This window comes from Rhodobacter capsulatus (genome assembly GCF_052363175.1).
GTDB classification, from domain to species: Bacteria; Pseudomonadota; Alphaproteobacteria; order Rhodobacterales; family Rhodobacteraceae; genus Rhodobacter; species Rhodobacter capsulatus_D.
Map to the genome: position 1 here is coordinate 3138514 of NZ_CP198946.1, position 15495 is coordinate 3154008.

Annotated in this window: 16 protein-coding genes; all 16 read left to right on the forward strand. The window is 63.5% G+C overall.

Going from position 1 to position 15495, the window contains the following annotated elements:
• Positions 1 to 14: 14 nt before the first annotated feature.
• The 16 genes from ACTTAI_RS16320 (at position 15) to ACTTAI_RS16395 (ending at position 15494) form a co-directional block, all read left to right on the forward strand.
• Positions 15 to 1460, forward strand: coding sequence for a phage portal protein (locus ACTTAI_RS16320; RefSeq protein ID WP_444452566.1), 1446 nt, complete (start codon positions 15 to 17; stop codon positions 1458 to 1460).
• Entirely contained in the window at positions 1457 to 3511 is a 2055-nt protein-coding gene (locus ACTTAI_RS16325) for a ClpP-like prohead protease/major capsid protein fusion protein (protein WP_444452567.1), read from the forward strand. The genes ACTTAI_RS16320 and ACTTAI_RS16325 overlap by 4 nt, the downstream gene beginning before the upstream one ends.
• A gap of 78 nt (positions 3512 to 3589) precedes the next feature.
• A complete protein-coding gene (locus ACTTAI_RS16330; RefSeq protein ID WP_444452568.1) occupies positions 3590 to 3919 on the forward strand; it encodes a DUF2190 family protein in 330 nt (109 codons plus the stop codon).
• Position 3920: 1 nt separating this feature from the next.
• Positions 3921 to 4244: a head-tail joining protein gene (locus ACTTAI_RS16335; RefSeq protein WP_444452569.1), complete on the forward strand. Its 324-nt coding sequence runs from the start codon at positions 3921 to 3923 to the stop codon at positions 4242 to 4244.
• Positions 4241 to 4657 carry a hypothetical protein gene (locus ACTTAI_RS16340; RefSeq protein ID WP_444452570.1) on the forward strand — a complete coding sequence of 139 codons (417 nt, stop codon included), beginning with the start codon at positions 4241 to 4243 and terminating at the stop codon, positions 4655 to 4657. Before ACTTAI_RS16335 ends, ACTTAI_RS16340 begins: the two co-directional genes overlap by 4 nt.
• A gap of 24 nt (positions 4658 to 4681) precedes the next feature.
• The gene (locus ACTTAI_RS16345) at positions 4682 to 5098 is read left to right on the forward strand and encodes a hypothetical protein (RefSeq protein WP_444452571.1); all 417 of its coding nucleotides are present in this window, start codon (positions 4682 to 4684) and stop codon (positions 5096 to 5098) included.
• Positions 5098 to 5421, forward strand: a complete 324-nt coding sequence (locus tag ACTTAI_RS16350; protein ID WP_444452572.1) for a hypothetical protein — start codon at positions 5098 to 5100, stop codon at positions 5419 to 5421. Before ACTTAI_RS16345 ends, ACTTAI_RS16350 begins: the two co-directional genes overlap by 1 nt.
• 337 nt (positions 5422 to 5758) lie before the next feature.
• A complete protein-coding gene (locus tag ACTTAI_RS16355; protein ID WP_444452573.1) occupies positions 5759 to 7693 on the forward strand; it encodes a phage tail tape measure protein in 1935 nt (644 codons plus the stop codon).
• Entirely contained in the window at positions 7693 to 8319 is a 627-nt protein-coding gene (locus ACTTAI_RS16360) for a hypothetical protein (protein ID WP_444452574.1), read from the forward strand. The genes ACTTAI_RS16355 and ACTTAI_RS16360 overlap by 1 nt, the downstream gene beginning before the upstream one ends.
• Before the next feature lie 3 nt (positions 8320 to 8322).
• Positions 8323 to 8937: a hypothetical protein gene (locus ACTTAI_RS16365; RefSeq protein WP_444452575.1), complete on the forward strand. Its 615-nt coding sequence runs from the start codon at positions 8323 to 8325 to the stop codon at positions 8935 to 8937.
• Positions 8922 to 9338, forward strand: coding sequence for a DUF6950 family protein (locus tag ACTTAI_RS16370; RefSeq protein ID WP_444452576.1), 417 nt, complete (start codon positions 8922 to 8924; stop codon positions 9336 to 9338). The genes ACTTAI_RS16365 and ACTTAI_RS16370 overlap by 16 nt, the downstream gene beginning before the upstream one ends.
• A 3-nt stretch (positions 9339 to 9341) precedes the next feature.
• On the forward strand, positions 9342 to 13481 hold the full coding sequence (locus ACTTAI_RS16375; RefSeq protein ID WP_444452577.1) for a hypothetical protein: 4140 nt from the start codon (positions 9342 to 9344) through the stop codon (positions 13479 to 13481).
• Positions 13478 to 14125, forward strand: coding sequence for a hypothetical protein (locus tag ACTTAI_RS16380; RefSeq protein WP_444452578.1), 648 nt, complete (start codon positions 13478 to 13480; stop codon positions 14123 to 14125). The genes ACTTAI_RS16375 and ACTTAI_RS16380 overlap by 4 nt, the downstream gene beginning before the upstream one ends.
• Before the next feature lie 34 nt (positions 14126 to 14159).
• Positions 14160 to 14480, forward strand: coding sequence for a phage holin family protein (locus tag ACTTAI_RS16385; protein WP_444452579.1), 321 nt, complete (start codon positions 14160 to 14162; stop codon positions 14478 to 14480).
• A complete protein-coding gene (locus ACTTAI_RS16390; RefSeq protein ID WP_444452580.1) occupies positions 14480 to 15142 on the forward strand; it encodes a peptidoglycan-binding protein in 663 nt (220 codons plus the stop codon). The genes ACTTAI_RS16385 and ACTTAI_RS16390 overlap by 1 nt, the downstream gene beginning before the upstream one ends.
• A gap of 13 nt (positions 15143 to 15155) precedes the next feature.
• Positions 15156 to 15494, forward strand: coding sequence for a hypothetical protein (locus ACTTAI_RS16395; protein WP_444452581.1), 339 nt, complete (start codon positions 15156 to 15158; stop codon positions 15492 to 15494).
• Position 15495 lies beyond the last annotated feature (1 nt).

A 15495-nucleotide genomic window follows, 5' to 3' on the forward strand; every position in this document is an offset into this window, starting at 1 on the left:
GCGTCATCGCCCCGATGGCGGCGCTGCGCCGTGCGCGGGCCCGGCTCGCGCTCGGAGCAGTCATGCGCTACGAGGCAGCGACAAGCGGCCGACGCGGATCAGCGTGGCGCCCGGTGGGGAGCGATGCCGATACGGCGTCGGACAGTGCGCGGCGTCGGCTGGCCTATGTGGCCAGGGACATGGTGCGCAACACCGCATTCGCCGCGCGGGCGCAGCAGGTGGTGACGGCCGCCGTGATCGGGGATGGGATCATCCCGAAAATCATCGGCACAGATGCCGCGCAGAAAGCGGCGTTGCTTGCCGCAATCGAGGCCCATTGTGATACGGTGGCGATCGACGCGGACGGTCGGCAAAACCTGTATGGTCTGCAGCGTTTGGCGATGAATACAATCGTCGATTCCGGCGAGGTGCTGATCCGATACCGGGCGCGGGACAGATCCGACGGCTTGCCGCTGCCGTTCCAGCTGCAAATCCTCGAGCCGGACTATCTGGATGACAGCCGCGACGGGGTTTTGCCTGGCGGCAACATGGTGCGCGACGGCATCGAATACGACCTGATTGGTCGGCGCGTTGCCTATTACCTGTTCACCGAGCACCCGGGAGCAAATGGTCCGCGGCTGCGCGCGCCGGAAAGCCGCCGCGTGCCAGCCGAGAGTGTGCTGCATATCTACCGGCAGGACCGTCCCGGGCAGATGCGCGGTGTGAGCTGGTATGCCCCGATCGCGCTGCGGCTGCAGGATTTCGCAGATGCGCAGGATGCCCACCTGATGCGCCAGAAAATCGCCGCCTGTTTCGTCGGGTTTCGTGTGTCGCCCGAGGCCGATCCTGTCGGTGCCGATCCAGCCGATCCGGCGGGACTGATTGCTGACAAGATGATGCCGGGACGGATCCAGAACCTCGCGCCCGGAGAGGACATCAAATTCGGAGATCCGCCCGGCGTGAACGGCGTCGAGGATTTCTACCGCTGGGTGATGCGCGGGGCGGCGGCGGACATCGGGATCACCTATGAGGCGCTGACCGGGGACCTGACCGGCGTCAACTGGGCGAGCTACAAGGCCGGACACCTTTACATGGAGCGCAATGTCTCGTCGTGGCAGTGGCTGACGATGGTGACACAGATGATGCAGCCGATCGGGCGATGGATCCTGCGCGACTGGGCGATGGTTTCGCAGGTGCTGCGGCCGAAGGTTTCGCTCGATTGGGTGCCGCCGCCACGCTTCATCGTCGACCCGACACGGGAAATTCCAGCCATGGCAGACCAGGTGCGCGCCGGATTCACGAGCCGCTCCGAACAGATCCGACGCCTTGGCTATGATCCCGAGCGGGTGCGGGCAGAGATCGAAGCGGAGCGCGCCGAAGATCACGCTGCAGGCGTGGTGTTTGATAGCGACGCGGGCGCAATCGCCGGGTTGCGGGCATATCCGGCCGATGCCGGAGCAAATCAAGGGAGTTCGAAATGAACGAAATCCGGCTTTACGGCTCGGTGGGCATGAGCTTCTGGGATGAGGATTACTTCACCGCCGAGCAAGTTCGCGCCCAGATCTCCGGCATGTCTGGCCCGCTGACGGTACGGATCAACTCAGCTGGCGGGATCGCCGTGGAGGGCAATGCGATCTACACGATGCTGGTCGATTACCCAGGCGAAGTGCACGTCATCATCGATGCCGTCGCGATGTCGGCGGCGAGTCTCATCGCTATGGCTGGCGACACCATCACCATGCGGCTCGGAAGTTATTTGCTGATCCACGATCCGGCGCAGGGGTATCTCGACGGCCGCGGCACCTCTGAAGAACACCGCCGAGCCGCCGCGCAACTTGACGTCATCGCGGGCGCCTATGCCGCGGTCTATGCGAAGCGCGCGGGGATCAGCATCGACGAAGCACGGCAGATCATGCGCGACGAGACGGTGATGGACGGGCCGATGGCGTTGCAGATGGGGTTTGCGACGGCCACTGACGACACCCCGGCCGATCCTGTGGCGCGGTTCAACTACGGTATCTACGCCCATGCGCCGGAAGCGTTGCGCGCGGCGTGCAAGTATCTCGGGCAGGCCCCGGGCAAGGCGGCCGTTCTGGCCATGATGGCGGGGCTGCGGCCCAACATTCCCAAAAAGGAGACGATGATGACGGTGAAACCCACCGATGACCCGGCGGTGGAGACCGCCGTTGAAACCAAAACGCCCACCGCCCAGACGGTGGACGATTCTGCGCCGGGGGGTGCTGCCCCGGTTGCGCATGCGATGTCGCAGACCGCGATCGCGAAAATCCGCAACACCGTCGCCCTGGGCGGGTTCGCTCCCGAGATGGCGCTGGACATGATTGCCCGCGGGCTGACGCCGGATCAGGCGCTGACCGAGGTGCTGGCGAAACGCAAACAGGAGGACATCGAGATGAGCGGCGCGCCGCACTCGGGCCATGCCCCGGCCCGCATTACCGCCGACGCGCGGGACAAGTTCAAGACCGGCGCGCAACTTGCGCTGATGGCGAAATGCGGTCTCGGCGGCGAGCGCAACGAGTTTTCGTCGCTGACGCTGTCCGAGGTTGCTCGTGCCTCGATCGAAATGGCGGGCGAGCGTGCGTCGTTTACCGATCGGCGCGCGATGGTCGGCCGTGCGTTCACGATGGCCGGCACGCATACCACGTCCGATTTCGGAACGATCCTGTCGAACGTCATGGGCAAGGCGGTGCTGAAGGGCTGGGAAGAGGCCGAGGAAACCTATCACCTCTGGACCTCGAAGGGCGCGCTGCCGGATTTCAAGGACGCGAAGCGCGTCGGCCTGGGCGGTTTTGATGCGCTGCGCAAGGTGTCCGAGGGAGCCGACTACAAGTATGTGACGATCGGTGAGCGCGGCGAGACCATCGCGCTGGCGACCTATGGCGAGCTGATCCGGATTTCGCGGCAGGCGATCATCAACGATGATCTCGACATGTTCGGCAAGATCCCGATGAAGATGGGCCGCGCCGCGCGGCGTACCATCGGTGATCTGGTCTATGCGGTGCTGACCTCGAACCCGAACATGTCGGACGGCGTGGCGCTGTTCCACGCGACCCACGCGAACCTTGCGGGTACCGCGGCGGCGCCGAACGTCACCAGCCTTTCGCAGGCCCGGGCGGCGATGAAGACGCAGAAAGAGAAAGCGGGTGGCACGGCTCTCAACATCAGCCCGTCGTATCTGATCGTTCCGGCCGCGCTGGAAACCGTTGCGCAACAGCACATGGTTTCGACGGTCGACCCGACCGCGAACAAGGGGCACGCCTCCAACCCGGTGGCCGGGATGGCCGAGGTGGTCGCCGATGGCCGCCTTGATGCTGCGTCGTCGACGGCCTGGTATCTGGCCGCCAATCCCGGTGCCTTCGATACGATCGAGGTTGCCTATCTGGACGGTGTCGAGGCGCCGATGCTCGAGGAGCAGGCGGGCTGGACCAGCGACGGGACCGAGATGAAAGTCCGGATCGACGCCGGAGTTGCGCCGCTCGATTTCCGGACGCTCTACAAGAACGCCGGCGCCTGACGCTTTGCTGAAATGATCTGACGAAAGGGCGCCGCAGGGCGCCCTTCGTCGTTCTGGAAACCCTTTCGGGAGATCACGATGAAAAACTATGTCGATTATGGCGATACCGCGAAAGTCGCCGCGCCGTATGCCGTCGCGTCTGGCGGCGGCGCCCTGGTCGGGACGCTGTTCGGTGTCGCTCAAGCCGCTGCCGCCTCTGGCGCGGATGTTGTGCTGTCATTGCGCGGCACTTTCGATCTGGCAAAAACTGCCTCGCAGGCCTGGACGGTCGGCGCGGCCATCTACTGGGACGACACCAACAAGGTCTGCACCACGACGGCGAGCGACAATACGCTCATTGGCAAGGCGCTCGCCGCAGTGGGCAGCGGCGCCGGTGAAACGATCGGCCGCGTCCGCCTGAACGGCTGACATGGCATCGATTTTCGACGGACTTGCCGGGGTGCTGAACGCAACGTTGGGCGCCTCGGTTACCTATCTGCCCATGGGCGGCGCGGAGCTCGCCGTGCAATCTGTGTTCCGTGAGGAGCCGATCACTGTCACCGGCGACAATGGGCAGGATGTACTGATCGAGGCGCCCAGTTGGAGGGTGCCGAAATCTGTGCTGACCGATGTCCGGCGCGGTGATCGGATCCGGGTGGCGGATGGGCGCGTCTTCCGCATCCTGAACAGCATCGGGACCGGTTCCCCCGCGGTCGATGCGTTCGTGCTTTACGAGCTCGAGCCCGTCACATGAGTGGATCCGACAGAGCTGCAGTCCGAGCACAGGCGGCAACGGCACTGGCGAGTGTTCCCGGGCTTGATGAAGCGACCAGGATTTCGGCGTGGGCGCAATCCGTCGATGCCAAGGCCTTGCCAGCCTATGCCGTCGCCACGCCGTCCGAGCGCAGCAGTCCAGAAACCTTCGACACGGAGCAGCGCGATCTGACGCTGATCGCGGTGCTGAAGCGTCTGGGCGGCGACGATATCGAAGACGTTTTGGACGGCGATGCCGATCTGATCGAGGCGGCAATCTATGACGCGATCAGATCTGAAAACCGACTTTGCGCGCTGGTGCAGAGCGATACCAGAGTCGATGGCGACGGCGGTCAGCGCGTCGGCACGATCACCATGACATTCACCGTCACCTATTGGACGCAGGTCCGATAGGGCAAAGCAGCAAAGGAGAGAGACATGTCGAGTGTTGGCGTGCGGATTGGGCACGGCACCATCGTTCGGATCGGGCGCGGATCGACGCCGGTGTGGACGACGCTGAGCGGCTGCGAGGATGTGACGTTCCCGGCGCAAAAACGGGCCGATGAAGACGTGACGTCGATGGACAGCCCGAATGAAACCGAAGAGTCGATCGGTGGCCTGAAAGCCGCGGCGGACTGGAAGGTGACCAAGCATTACGTTCCGGACGATGCGGAGGATGAGCTGCTGACCGATCTGGTCGAAACCCGCGAGAAAGTCATCCTGGAGATCACCCCGCCCGGATCGACCATCCCGCGGAAATGGCTTGGCTACGTGCAGGGCTGGACCCCGACGATGCCGGTTAAGGGCGCGATGAAGGGCGATCTGGAAATGCGCATCATGGCGGCGGTGTCCTGATGGCGCGGCGGGGAGAAGGGCGGTCGACGTTCGTCGTCGGGGAAAAGCTTTATTCTGTCGTTGTCGATTTCAACACGCTCGCAGATTTCGAGGCAGAAGCGAAATGCAATGCGATGCAGCGCTTCACCGAACTCGACACGAAACCGCTGAGCGCCGGAGAAACGCGCGCGCTGTTCTGGGCGGCGTTGCGCGATGGCCATCCGGATATCTCCATTCGCGATGCCGGTTCGCTGCTCGTGTCTGGGCAGGATGCGCTCAAAACGGCAATGCAGAGCGCGATGGACGCAGATGAGATGCAAGAGCCAGACCAGGGAAACGTCTGAGCCCGGACACAGAGCCGGGTTGGTCGACGATCACAGATCTCGCCGTGCGTTTTGTCGCGGCGGGTTTTGATGAAACAGAGTTCTGGCACCTATCCCCTGCCGCCTACGCTCGGAGAATGCGCGGGGCGCGAGATCGAGCCACTGGCGAAATGCTCCGGACGGCGGAAGCGGTGCGCGCCGGTATGCATCTGTCCAGTGACGACTATGCGCGTTGGGCGGAGCAGGTCGCTGGGCGCGACACACGCTTGCCCGAGGTTGCCCTGACCGGGTTGCTACGCCAGTCGAGCGCGGGACTGGAAAGCATCAGTTTGGAAGAAGCGCTGAGGAGAATGTCCTGATGGCTGGTGGTTTGCAGGATCTGGTCGCCAAACTGCGGCTGGACACGACGGGATTTTCCAAAGGCCTGCGCAATGTTCAGACGACGATCCGCAATATCGGTGTCGGGCTTACCGCGGCGAGCACCGGGATTGCGCTGGCGATCAAGGGGCAACTGGACGCTGCCGATGACCTGTCGAAAATGTCCCAGAAATTCGGGATCTCGATCGAGGATCTGAGCCGCCTTGGATATGCAGCCGATCTTTCTGGCGTGTCGATGGATAGCATGGCCGCGTCGCTGAAAAAGTTGTCGCGAAACATGTCTGATGCTGCTTCTGGCCAAAAGGCGCAGGTCGAGCTGTTCAAGCGTCTCGGAATTTCCGTAACCGATTCCGAGGGACGAATGCGCAGCACGGAAGCGGTTATGAAAGATATCGCCGACGTGATGGCGAAACTCCCCGACGGCGCAGAGAAAACTGCGCTGGCGCTTGATCTGTTCGGGAAGTCCGGGGCGGAAATGATCCCGATGCTCAATGGCGGATCGAGCTCCTTGGCGGAATTGACCGCCGAGGCGCAGTCGATGGGCATTGTGATTACGGCGGAAACTGGACGTTCGGCCGAGGCGTTCAACGACAACATCAGCCGCATTCAGACCGCCGTGAGCGGCCTTGTCGTGCAGTTGTCCGCATCACTGGCGCCGACGCTGGCGTCGATCAGCGCCAGCGTGGTCGAGATTACCAAGTCGTTTCAGAACCTTTCACCGCAAACGCAAGAACTTGGTGCGAAAATCGCGGTGATCGGCATGGTGATCGGACCCGTGATGCTGGGTGTGGCATGGGCGATTTCGACGATCGGGACGGCCGTAGCCACAATAAGCGCAGTTGCCACGTCGCTGTGGAGCATCGTGACCGCGGCAGCGGCGGCTGGTGCAGCGATTGTCGCGGCGGTCGGGTGGCCGGTGACCCTGACCGTTGCGGCAATCGCCGCTGCAGTTACTGGCATCGTCGTCTATTGGGATGAGATCAAGGCCGGGGCAACCGCGGCGGGAGCCTATATCAAGGCCGAGGTGATGACCTGGCCGGATGGGTTTCGCGCAGCATGGCAATACATCAAGGCGGAAATTGCAACTTGGCCGCAAGCGTTCATCGACACCGGGCGCTACATCGTTGAGGGGCTTAAGCAGGGCATCCAGGAGCAATGGGATGCGATGATTGAGTGGTTCAGGGGGAAAGTCCAAGCCCTCAAGGACCTTGTACCCGATATGTTCACGGTCAAATCCCCGTCTCGCTACATGATGGATGTTGGCGGCCATATTACGGACGGCCTGCGGATTGGCTTGGAAAATGGGACGCCTGCTGCTGCGGCCGCGATGACCGGGCTCGGGCAAGAGGTGAAAGCTGCAGCACAGGGAATCGGCGATCTATGGGGAGATGCTGGTGACAGCGCCAAAAGCGCCTTCCGGTCGATGGCTCTCGAAGGCACGAGCGCGGCAGATGCGCTGCGAAATGCCTTTGGCAATTTCTTGATGAGCAAAGGTGGCCAGCTTTTCGACCTTGGCTTTGATGCGCTTTGGTCTGGGCTGGGAGGCCTGCTTGGTTTCGCAAATGGCGGGATATTCGTAGGCGGTCGCCCCATGGCGTTCGCCAATGGCGGTGTGGTCACGGGGCCCACGGTTTTTCCGATGGCGCGAGGTATTGGCCTGATGGGCGAAGCTGGGCCTGAGGCAATCATGCCATTGACCCGAGGGACGGACGGAAAACTTGGTGTGCGCGCAGCAGGTCGGGCTGGTGATGGTGGGTCCGCATTGCAGGTGCATGTCACGGCATCGTTTGATGAAAGCGGAAATCTCTACGTCAAGGATGTCGCAAGCCGAACCATGGCGCAGGGCATTGCGGCCTATGATGCCAACCTTCCAGCCCGCGTCGGTCAGGTAAATCGCAGCCCGAGGAAGCGCTGATGGCACTGAGTTTCCCATACCCGCTCGAATTCCTATCGGCGGATCTTCGCATGGCCTCAATCCCTCTGACCCTTCGCAGATTTGACGAAAAATCAGGATCTGCAGACGGCCGCTTTTGGTCTGCCCAGATGGCCGCGCCTTTATGGTCTGCGGTTGTTCCTCTGGTCACTCGCACATCAGTCGCAGCGCGCGAGATTGATGCAAAAATCATTGCGCTCGGTGGTATGGCGAAAACATTTCTATGGTCTGATCCGTCGTATGCTCCCGCGGGTGGCGGCGCTCCCGGGACCGGTGTCACGCTGAGCGAGATCTCCCAAGATCGCACATCTGTTGCATTGGCTGGTCTGCCTGCGGGCTACCATATTGCCGTTGGGGATCGTCTGAGCATTTCATATTCTGGGCGCGTTTGGATGGCGACGTTTTCCGAGGCGCGAACGGCGAACGGATCTGGCGCAGTCGCATCGACAGCGGTTTATCCATATGTGCCACTGTCGGTTGATATCGGCGCATCCGTGGAAATGGCGGTGCCATATTTCCGCGCTATGGTCGAAAGCTACACAGGCTTTGTCGCAGTTCCGGGAAAGATTTCGCGGTCGGCGACCCTCACTCTCCTGCAAAAGCCCTGACCCATGCAGACACTTGACGCCTCTCTGATCGCGAGCCTGTCGGCTGCGCGCGACACGGGCATTGCCCCGGCGTGGTTTGTCTCGATCATCGCCAAGGACCGCGACACCGGCGCCGCCCAGCGTGTCGGCCTCTGGTCCGGTGACGAGGACATCACGCTCAACGTGCCGATGCCGGGCGGGTTGACCGAGAGCCGCGTCTATATCGGCGGCTGCAATCTCGATGTGTCCGGCATCCAGTACGTGGCCGATCTGACCGACAATGCCGTGACCGTTACCATGAGCCAGATTGCCCCTGCGGCACAGGAGATCGTGCGCGGGCTGGATGTGCGCATGGCCTATGTCGAGATCCATGCCACGACCTGGACCGGCGGGGCGCTGACCTCGGCACCGCAGTTGCAGTGGATCGGCATCGTGGATACGGGCCCGATCAGCACGCCAGCCGCAGGCAGTGAGGGCGGGATCTCGTTGTCTGTGCGCTCCGAAATCATGGTGCAGTTGCAGGCTGTCAACCCCGCGAAATCGTCGGACAGCCACCAGCGGCGGCGGCTCTCGACAGATCGGTTTTGCGAATATGGCGGCGTGATCGGATCGAGGGATGTGCAGTGGTATCAGACCTGAAACGCCTGCCCGGCTGGCGGGCCCGGTTGCACGCCGAGATCGAGGCGCACCGTCACGAGCCATTTACATGGGGAGCATGGGACTGCGCGCTCGGGCTGGCGGCTGGCGTGGTCGAGGCGATCACGGGCGCCGATCTGCGGCCGGCGGTGAGCTACGACACTGCAGCGGGGGCGCTGCGCGCGCTGCGCGCCGCGGGGCATGCCAGCCTTGGCGATGCGGTGGCGGCTGTGCTGCCGGAAATCCATCCCGCGATGGCGCGCGACGGGGATATTGCGCTTGTCGATGAGGGCGAGATCGGGGGGCTGGCGGTGTTTTCGGGTGGCACGCTGATCGTGCTGACGCTGGACGGTCTGGGTGTGCGCGAGCGCGCGGCGGCGAAACGGGCGTATCGGGTCGGGTAATCGATGAAAAAGCTTCTGATCATTACCACGGCGCTGGTCGCGTTCGGGGCCGGTCCAGCGCACGCTGATCCTGTCACTGGCTGGCTGGCCGGATCGGTTTTCGCATGGGCAGGTGGCGCCGCGATGGCGCTGTCTCAGCTTGTTGTCGGCATCGGCACGAGCTTCATCGGCACCGCAATCCAGAAGGCGACGATGAAATCCCCGGAGGTCTCGGTCAAAACCGAGATCGACCTCGGCGACGACACGCCACTGAGCTTCGTCGTCGGCGACTATGTGACCGCCGGGAAGCGCAAATACGCCGGATCGTGGGGCCGCAATACCCGCTTTATCACGGAGGTCATCGAGGTCTCATGCCTGCCGCAGGGGCTGGCCGGGCTCTGGGTCGATGATGAGGCGGGCGAATGGGCAACCGGAGAGGATGCACATGCGTTTGTGACGGCAGCTGGTGCCCCTGGTGATGTGCGAGAGCTGACCTATGCCGCATCGGCTACGCCCGGCGTGGGGCAGATCTATGTCGGTCGGTGCCTTGCGAACAATATCGACGACCATCCGGTTTTGGCGGTGCGCTACTACGACGGTACGCAGACCACGGCTGACCCTTACTTGCTGTGGGCATTTGGCGCGGACCCGGATTACCCGTGGACTGCCGATCACATCGGGACAGGCAAATCCTACGTCGTGGTCACCGCCTATTACAGCTCCGAGACGCAGACGAGCTACCCGCAATTTCTATGGCAGCTCGATCCGCTGCCGCTTTACGACCCGCGCAAGGACAGCACCAACGGCGGCTCCGGCGCGCACCGCTGGGGCAATCGCGCCACCTATGAGCCAAGCCGCAATCCTGCCGTGATCGCCTACAACCTCGCCCGCGGCATCTACTGGGGCGACGAGTGGATTTTCGGCGGGCGCAATCTCGCAGCATGGCGCCTTTCGGTGGCCGAATGGTTCGCGGCGATGAACGCCGCCGACGCGACCGTGACGCTGGCAGCGGGTGGCACCGAGCCAGCCTATCGCGCAGGGGCCGAGATCACTGTGGACATGGATCCCGCGGGCGTGCTCGAAGAGATCGCCAAGGCCGCGAACATGCGCTTCGCCGAGGTCGGTGGGCTGCTGAAGCCGCAGATCGAGGTGCCATCGGCAGCGGTGCTGCACATCACGGATGACGACGTCATCATCACCGAGGGGCAGAGCTATTCGCCTTTCCTCGCGGTCGGAGACACCTACAACGCGCTTGCCGCGACCTATCCAGACCCGAAAGAGAAATGGGCCAGCAAAGACGCGCGGGAGTATGTCGATGCCGATGCCACTGCCGAGGATGGCCAGTGGGTGCCGAACGCTACCGGCGCGCTGGTCTGGGTGCCGCGCTATCTGCCGACCTCCGTAACCTACGGCGCCGCTCCCTATCGTAGTCAGGTCCAGCGCCTCATGCGCGCGCAGATGCGCGATTACCGTCGGATGCGGCAGCACGAATTCCAACTGCCGCCGATGGCCTATGCGCTTGAGCCGCTGGTGGACAAAATCACATGGACCTCGGCGCGAAATGGCTATGTGGCGAAAGAGTTTTTGATCGAAAAGGTCCGGAAGCTACCGGGCATGTGCGTCCCTATCGCCATCCGCGAAGTGGACGCCGGCGATTACGACTGGTCGAGCGATTTCGAGCTGCCGACGACTGATGTGACGCCGGTCAATCCGACACTGCCGCTGCAGCCAATCAGCGGATTTACTGCGGTCGGCGTGACGATCCTCGATACAGACGGCATTGCGCGCCGCCCCGCGATCAGATGCGAATGTGCGAGCGGCGAAAATGCGAGCGCGATTCGAATTCAGGCGCGGAGATCAGGGGCGACGGATGCCGAGATCGACGTGACGCGCCCGTATGATGCACCCTATCGCTGGTTCGTGCTCGATGTCGTCGGTGGCGTCCCCTATCAAGTGCGGGGCAAGCTGGACGCACGCCGGGCCGAATGGTCTGCGTGGGTCTCGGCCACTGCTCCGGTCGTCGCTACCGAGACGGCAGATGTGTCAGCCGAGGTTGCGGCCGCGATACAGACGGCCCAGGACCAAGCCGCAGCCGCAGTCGCAGCTGCAAACACCGCGACCGCGATCGTCGCTGATCTGCAGGACCAAACGGCAACCCTTCTTGCCGATGTCGACGCCGCCTTGGCCGATGTGCCGACGCCTGCGGAGGTCGACGCCGCCATCGGTGCCGCCATTACCACAGAGGCCACGACGCGGGCGTCCGCCGACAGTTCGCTCTCGGCGCAGATCACGTCGGTCTCGGCAATTGCGGCGCGGTCGCGCACCTATCGGCAGGCGGCGGCTCCGGCTACTGGAATGGTGACGGGTGATCTGTGGTTCGACACCGACGATAATAACCGGGCTTATCGATATTCTGGGACGGCGTGGGTCCATGTCGATGATGCACGGATCGACAGCAATGCGGCGGCGATTACCGCTGAATCGGTTGCGCGGGCCAACGCCGACAGTTCGCTGGCTGCTCAGATCACCACCGTCTCGGCCACCGCCAGCCGCGCGCGGACCTATCGGCAGGCAGCTGCCCCGGCGACCGGCATGGCGACGGGGGACCTATGGTTCGACAGCGACAATGGCAATCGCGCTTATCGCTGGTCTGGTACGGCATGGGTGGAGACGGATGACGCGCGGATTGCCGACACCGCCGCCGCCGTCAGTGCCGAGGCTGCAGCTCGTGCAGATGCAGACGGGGCATTGGCGTCGCAGATCATGACCGTGTCGGCGGCTGCAGCCAGGTCGCGCACCTATCGTCAGGGAACCGCTCCGGCGTCTGGCATGGTTGCAGGTGACCTATGGTTTGACACCAAAAACGGCAACCGCGCCTATCGTTACAGCGGATCGGCATGGGTGGCGACCTCCGACACACGGATCGATAGCCTGACTGCATCGGTAACCACCCAGGCGACCGCAATTGCTGACCTGACGGCTGGCGCGTCGGCTGGGTACCTGATCCGGGTGCAGGCTGGCGGGGCGGTGTCGCTGCTCGATCTGGTCGCGGCGGATGGATCTGGTGATGTCCCGGCATCGGTGGCGCGCATCGCGGCAACCGACATCCTGCTCGACGGATCGGTTGCAGCGTCGCAGCTCACCGTCACCGACCTGACCGGAAACCTGATCGGCAACGGTGATTTCGCAGCTGGTGATTTGCGCGGCTGGACCGCTACCGGATATGACGGTGCCTCCGTCATTGTGGGTGCTGATGTATCTGCACCATCCGAATATGTCCTGCGGTTTGCGGCAAATAACGGGCAGGCCGGTATCACGCTATCCCGCCAGACGCAGCACTGCGTCGCTGGTGAGCGGTTTTCGTTGGGCTATCAGTATTATGCGCCAACCGGGGCGTCTGGGCAAATATACCTGCAGGCGCTTTGGTACGATGCCACCGGAACGATGTTATCCGCGTCATCGGTCAGGGCTGACATCACGGGCAACACTGGTGGGTGGCAGGCAGCCGCTGGTGTGCTCGTGGCCCCATCTGGAGCAGTGCGCATGGTGCTGCGTTTGGTGCGCGCGGCGCCAAGCGGGTCGTATACCGGTGCGGGGATTATCCGGATTGCATTGGCCTATGTCCGCCGCCAGCAATCTGGCGCGGTGCTGATCACTCCGACATCCATCACCGGCGAACTGGTGCAGGCGCGGACGCTGCGTGGCGAGCATCTAGAGGCTGGAACAATCACGGCGGCGAGCGGGGTCATCGGTGATCTTGCCGTCGATACATTGCAGATTGCAGGCAATGCGGTCACGATCCCGACCAGCGCGTTTGCCGCATCTGAGCTGGCTCTGCCGGTAACGATCGGTCCCTATAACGTGGTGCAGAGCGTATCCTACACCTCGACTGGGGCTCCTGTTCTGATCAGTTTCGGGTTTTCGTTTTTCGGTACAGGGACGACCGACTCTGACAGCATCACGATCCGGGTGCGGCGCGGCGCCACCACGCTGTACAGCGCCACATGTTCTCTTCTGGCTGACATCCCGATCTCCGGAACGCTGATCGATGCCAATGCCGCGACGGGCGCGCGCACCTACACGCTGGAGATTGCGATCAACACGACGGTCTCGTCGCTGTCGATCCGGAACCGGTCCCTTACAGCAATCGAGGTCAAAAAATGACGCAGTTTGCAGTTATCGATGCGGGTGGGCGCATTGTCCGCACCGGCCATTGTGTGGCCGCGGATGTGCCGCTGCAGGCCCGCGCCGGGGAAACGGCGATCGAGACGGATGGCGCGATCGGCGACGACACCCACTATTTCGCGGGCGGCGAATTTCGCGAGCTGCCGCCGCGTCCATCGGAGGCCTGCGTTTTCGACGTCGCGTCCGAGTCATGGATTGACCCGCGCACTGAGGCAGATATGGCTGCAGAGCTGGCGGCCGCACAGGTGACTGCAGTCGCGGCGGTCAATGCGGCGGCAGAGGCGGCGCGGTCGCGGTTTGTCACTCCTGGCTCGGGTCAGGCGATGGTCTATCTCGAAAAACAGGCCGAGGCGCGGGCGTGGCTTGCAGCTGGTGAGCCTGATGATCTGACCGGCTACCCGCACCTCGCGGCAGAGGTCGGCATCACGGCCCCGACGGCATATCAGCTGGCCACGATCTGGCTCGCACTCGCTGGCATCTGGCTTACAGCATCGGCGAGGATCGAGCCAATTCGGCTGTCGGCCAGCGCTGTGATCGAGACTGCGCAGACCATCTCGGACATCACTGCCGCGCGGGACGCTGCCGTCGTCATGCTCGGAGCGATCATGCCAGCAGCAATTTGAGGCGGGATGTCCGCCAGCCTAGAAAGGGAAAATAATGAGCGAAACCCGCGGCCTCGTTGAGGTCATCGATGCCCTATGGGGAGGAGCCATCACGACGCTGGCAGCGGCGCTGGCCGGGCGGCTGATGTGGCACTCGACCGAGGTGCGGGCGCGGCGGCGGCGGTTTTTCGGGCGCGAGCTGCTGTGGGAGCTGCCGGTGGCCATCGGCATGGCGATCATCGGCGAGGCCGTGGCGGCCTATTTCGGGCTCTCGCGCACCGTGACGACCGGGGTGATTGCCTCGCTGTCCTATCTCGGGCCGCGCGGCGCCGAGGCGCTGCTGAGGCAGATCTTCGCCAAGGACAAGGAGGGGTGATGCTGACAGTCGATCATCTTGACCAGATCACCGGCAACGGCGGCAACGCCGGACGCAAGGTCGCTCTGGTCGACCGGCTAGCGCGCTTCGGTGGGCCGATCTGCGCGCCCCCGGTGCTGGCCCAATGTCTCGCGCAGATGATGCACGAGAGCGGTGCCCTGCGTTATGTCCGCGAAATCTGGGGGCCTACCAAAGCGCAGCGCGGGTATGATGGGCGGCTCGATCTGGGCAATATCATCCCAGGTGACGGCAAGCGCTACCTCGGCCGCGATCTGCTGCAGGTGACCGGTCGAAGCAATTATCGAGCGCTGACAGCATGGGTGCGCGAGGAATTCGGTGACGGCCCGGATTTCGAGGCAGTTCCGGATCTGCTTGAGGATGGTCGGTGGCTCGGCATCGGGGCGATCTGGTATCTGCGCACGCGTCCCGGGCTGCTGGGCTATGCCGTCGCGGGCAATATCGAAATGGTCACGCGACGGATCAACGGCGGGCTGAATGGCTATGCCGACCGGCTTGAATGGTATCGGCGCACTGCGCTGGTGCTACTCGGTTACGGCCGCGATGAGGTGGCGCGATTCCAGTGTGACCATGGCCTGACGGCTGACGGCATCTGCGGCCCTGCCACCCGGGCAACGCTGCACCACGAACTCAACGATATCTGAGGAGACCACGAAAATGACCGACGCCATCACCGCGATGGTCGTACAGCAGATCGTGCTGCCGATCGTCGCCACCATTGTCACCGCCATCATCGGCTGGGCAGCCGCGCAGGCCCGGGCTCGCTGGGGGATCGAGATCGAGGCGAAGCAGCGCGAGGCCTTGCATCAGGCCCTGATGACCGGCGCGCAGCTCGCCGTGACGCGGCTCGGAGCCCGCGCGACACCCACGGCGCTTGAGGTCTCGGCGATCGAATACGCGCAGCGGTCTGTGCCTGGCGCGATTGCCGCTCTCAAACCCCGCGCGTCCACCCTGCACGATCTGGCTGCGGCCAAGATCGCCACCATCGCCAAGTGAG

Excerpts from the sequence above, each read along its gene's own strand:
- ACTTAI_RS16350 (WP_444452572.1), top strand. The coding sequence starts at position 5,098 with ATGGCGCGGCGGGGAGAAGGGCGGTCGACGTTCGTCGTCGGGGAAAAG.
- ACTTAI_RS16330 (WP_444452568.1), top strand. The coding sequence starts at position 3,590 with ATGAAAAACTATGTCGATTATGGCGATACCGCGAAAGTCGCCGCGCCG.
- ACTTAI_RS16360 (WP_444452574.1), top strand. The coding sequence starts at position 7,693 with ATGGCACTGAGTTTCCCATACCCGCTCGAATTCCTATCGGCGGATCTT.
- ACTTAI_RS16320 (WP_444452566.1), top strand. The coding sequence starts at position 15 with ATGGCGGCGCTGCGCCGTGCGCGGGCCCGGCTCGCGCTCGGAGCAGTC.
- ACTTAI_RS16345 (WP_444452571.1), top strand. The coding sequence starts at position 4,682 with ATGTCGAGTGTTGGCGTGCGGATTGGGCACGGCACCATCGTTCGGATC.
- ACTTAI_RS16390 (WP_444452580.1), top strand. The coding sequence starts at position 14,480 with ATGCTGACAGTCGATCATCTTGACCAGATCACCGGCAACGGCGGCAAC.
- ACTTAI_RS16325 (WP_444452567.1), top strand. The coding sequence starts at position 1,457 with ATGAACGAAATCCGGCTTTACGGCTCGGTGGGCATGAGCTTCTGGGAT.
- ACTTAI_RS16365 (WP_444452575.1), top strand. The coding sequence starts at position 8,323 with ATGCAGACACTTGACGCCTCTCTGATCGCGAGCCTGTCGGCTGCGCGC.
- ACTTAI_RS16355 (WP_444452573.1), top strand. The coding sequence starts at position 5,759 with ATGGCTGGTGGTTTGCAGGATCTGGTCGCCAAACTGCGGCTGGACACG.
- ACTTAI_RS16380 (WP_444452578.1), top strand. The coding sequence starts at position 13,478 with ATGACGCAGTTTGCAGTTATCGATGCGGGTGGGCGCATTGTCCGCACC.
- ACTTAI_RS16395 (WP_444452581.1), top strand. The coding sequence starts at position 15,156 with ATGACCGACGCCATCACCGCGATGGTCGTACAGCAGATCGTGCTGCCG.
- ACTTAI_RS16385 (WP_444452579.1), top strand. The coding sequence starts at position 14,160 with ATGAGCGAAACCCGCGGCCTCGTTGAGGTCATCGATGCCCTATGGGGA.
- ACTTAI_RS16335 (WP_444452569.1), top strand. The coding sequence starts at position 3,921 with ATGGCATCGATTTTCGACGGACTTGCCGGGGTGCTGAACGCAACGTTG.
- ACTTAI_RS16375 (WP_444452577.1), top strand. The coding sequence starts at position 9,342 with ATGAAAAAGCTTCTGATCATTACCACGGCGCTGGTCGCGTTCGGGGCC.
- ACTTAI_RS16340 (WP_444452570.1), top strand. The coding sequence starts at position 4,241 with ATGAGTGGATCCGACAGAGCTGCAGTCCGAGCACAGGCGGCAACGGCA.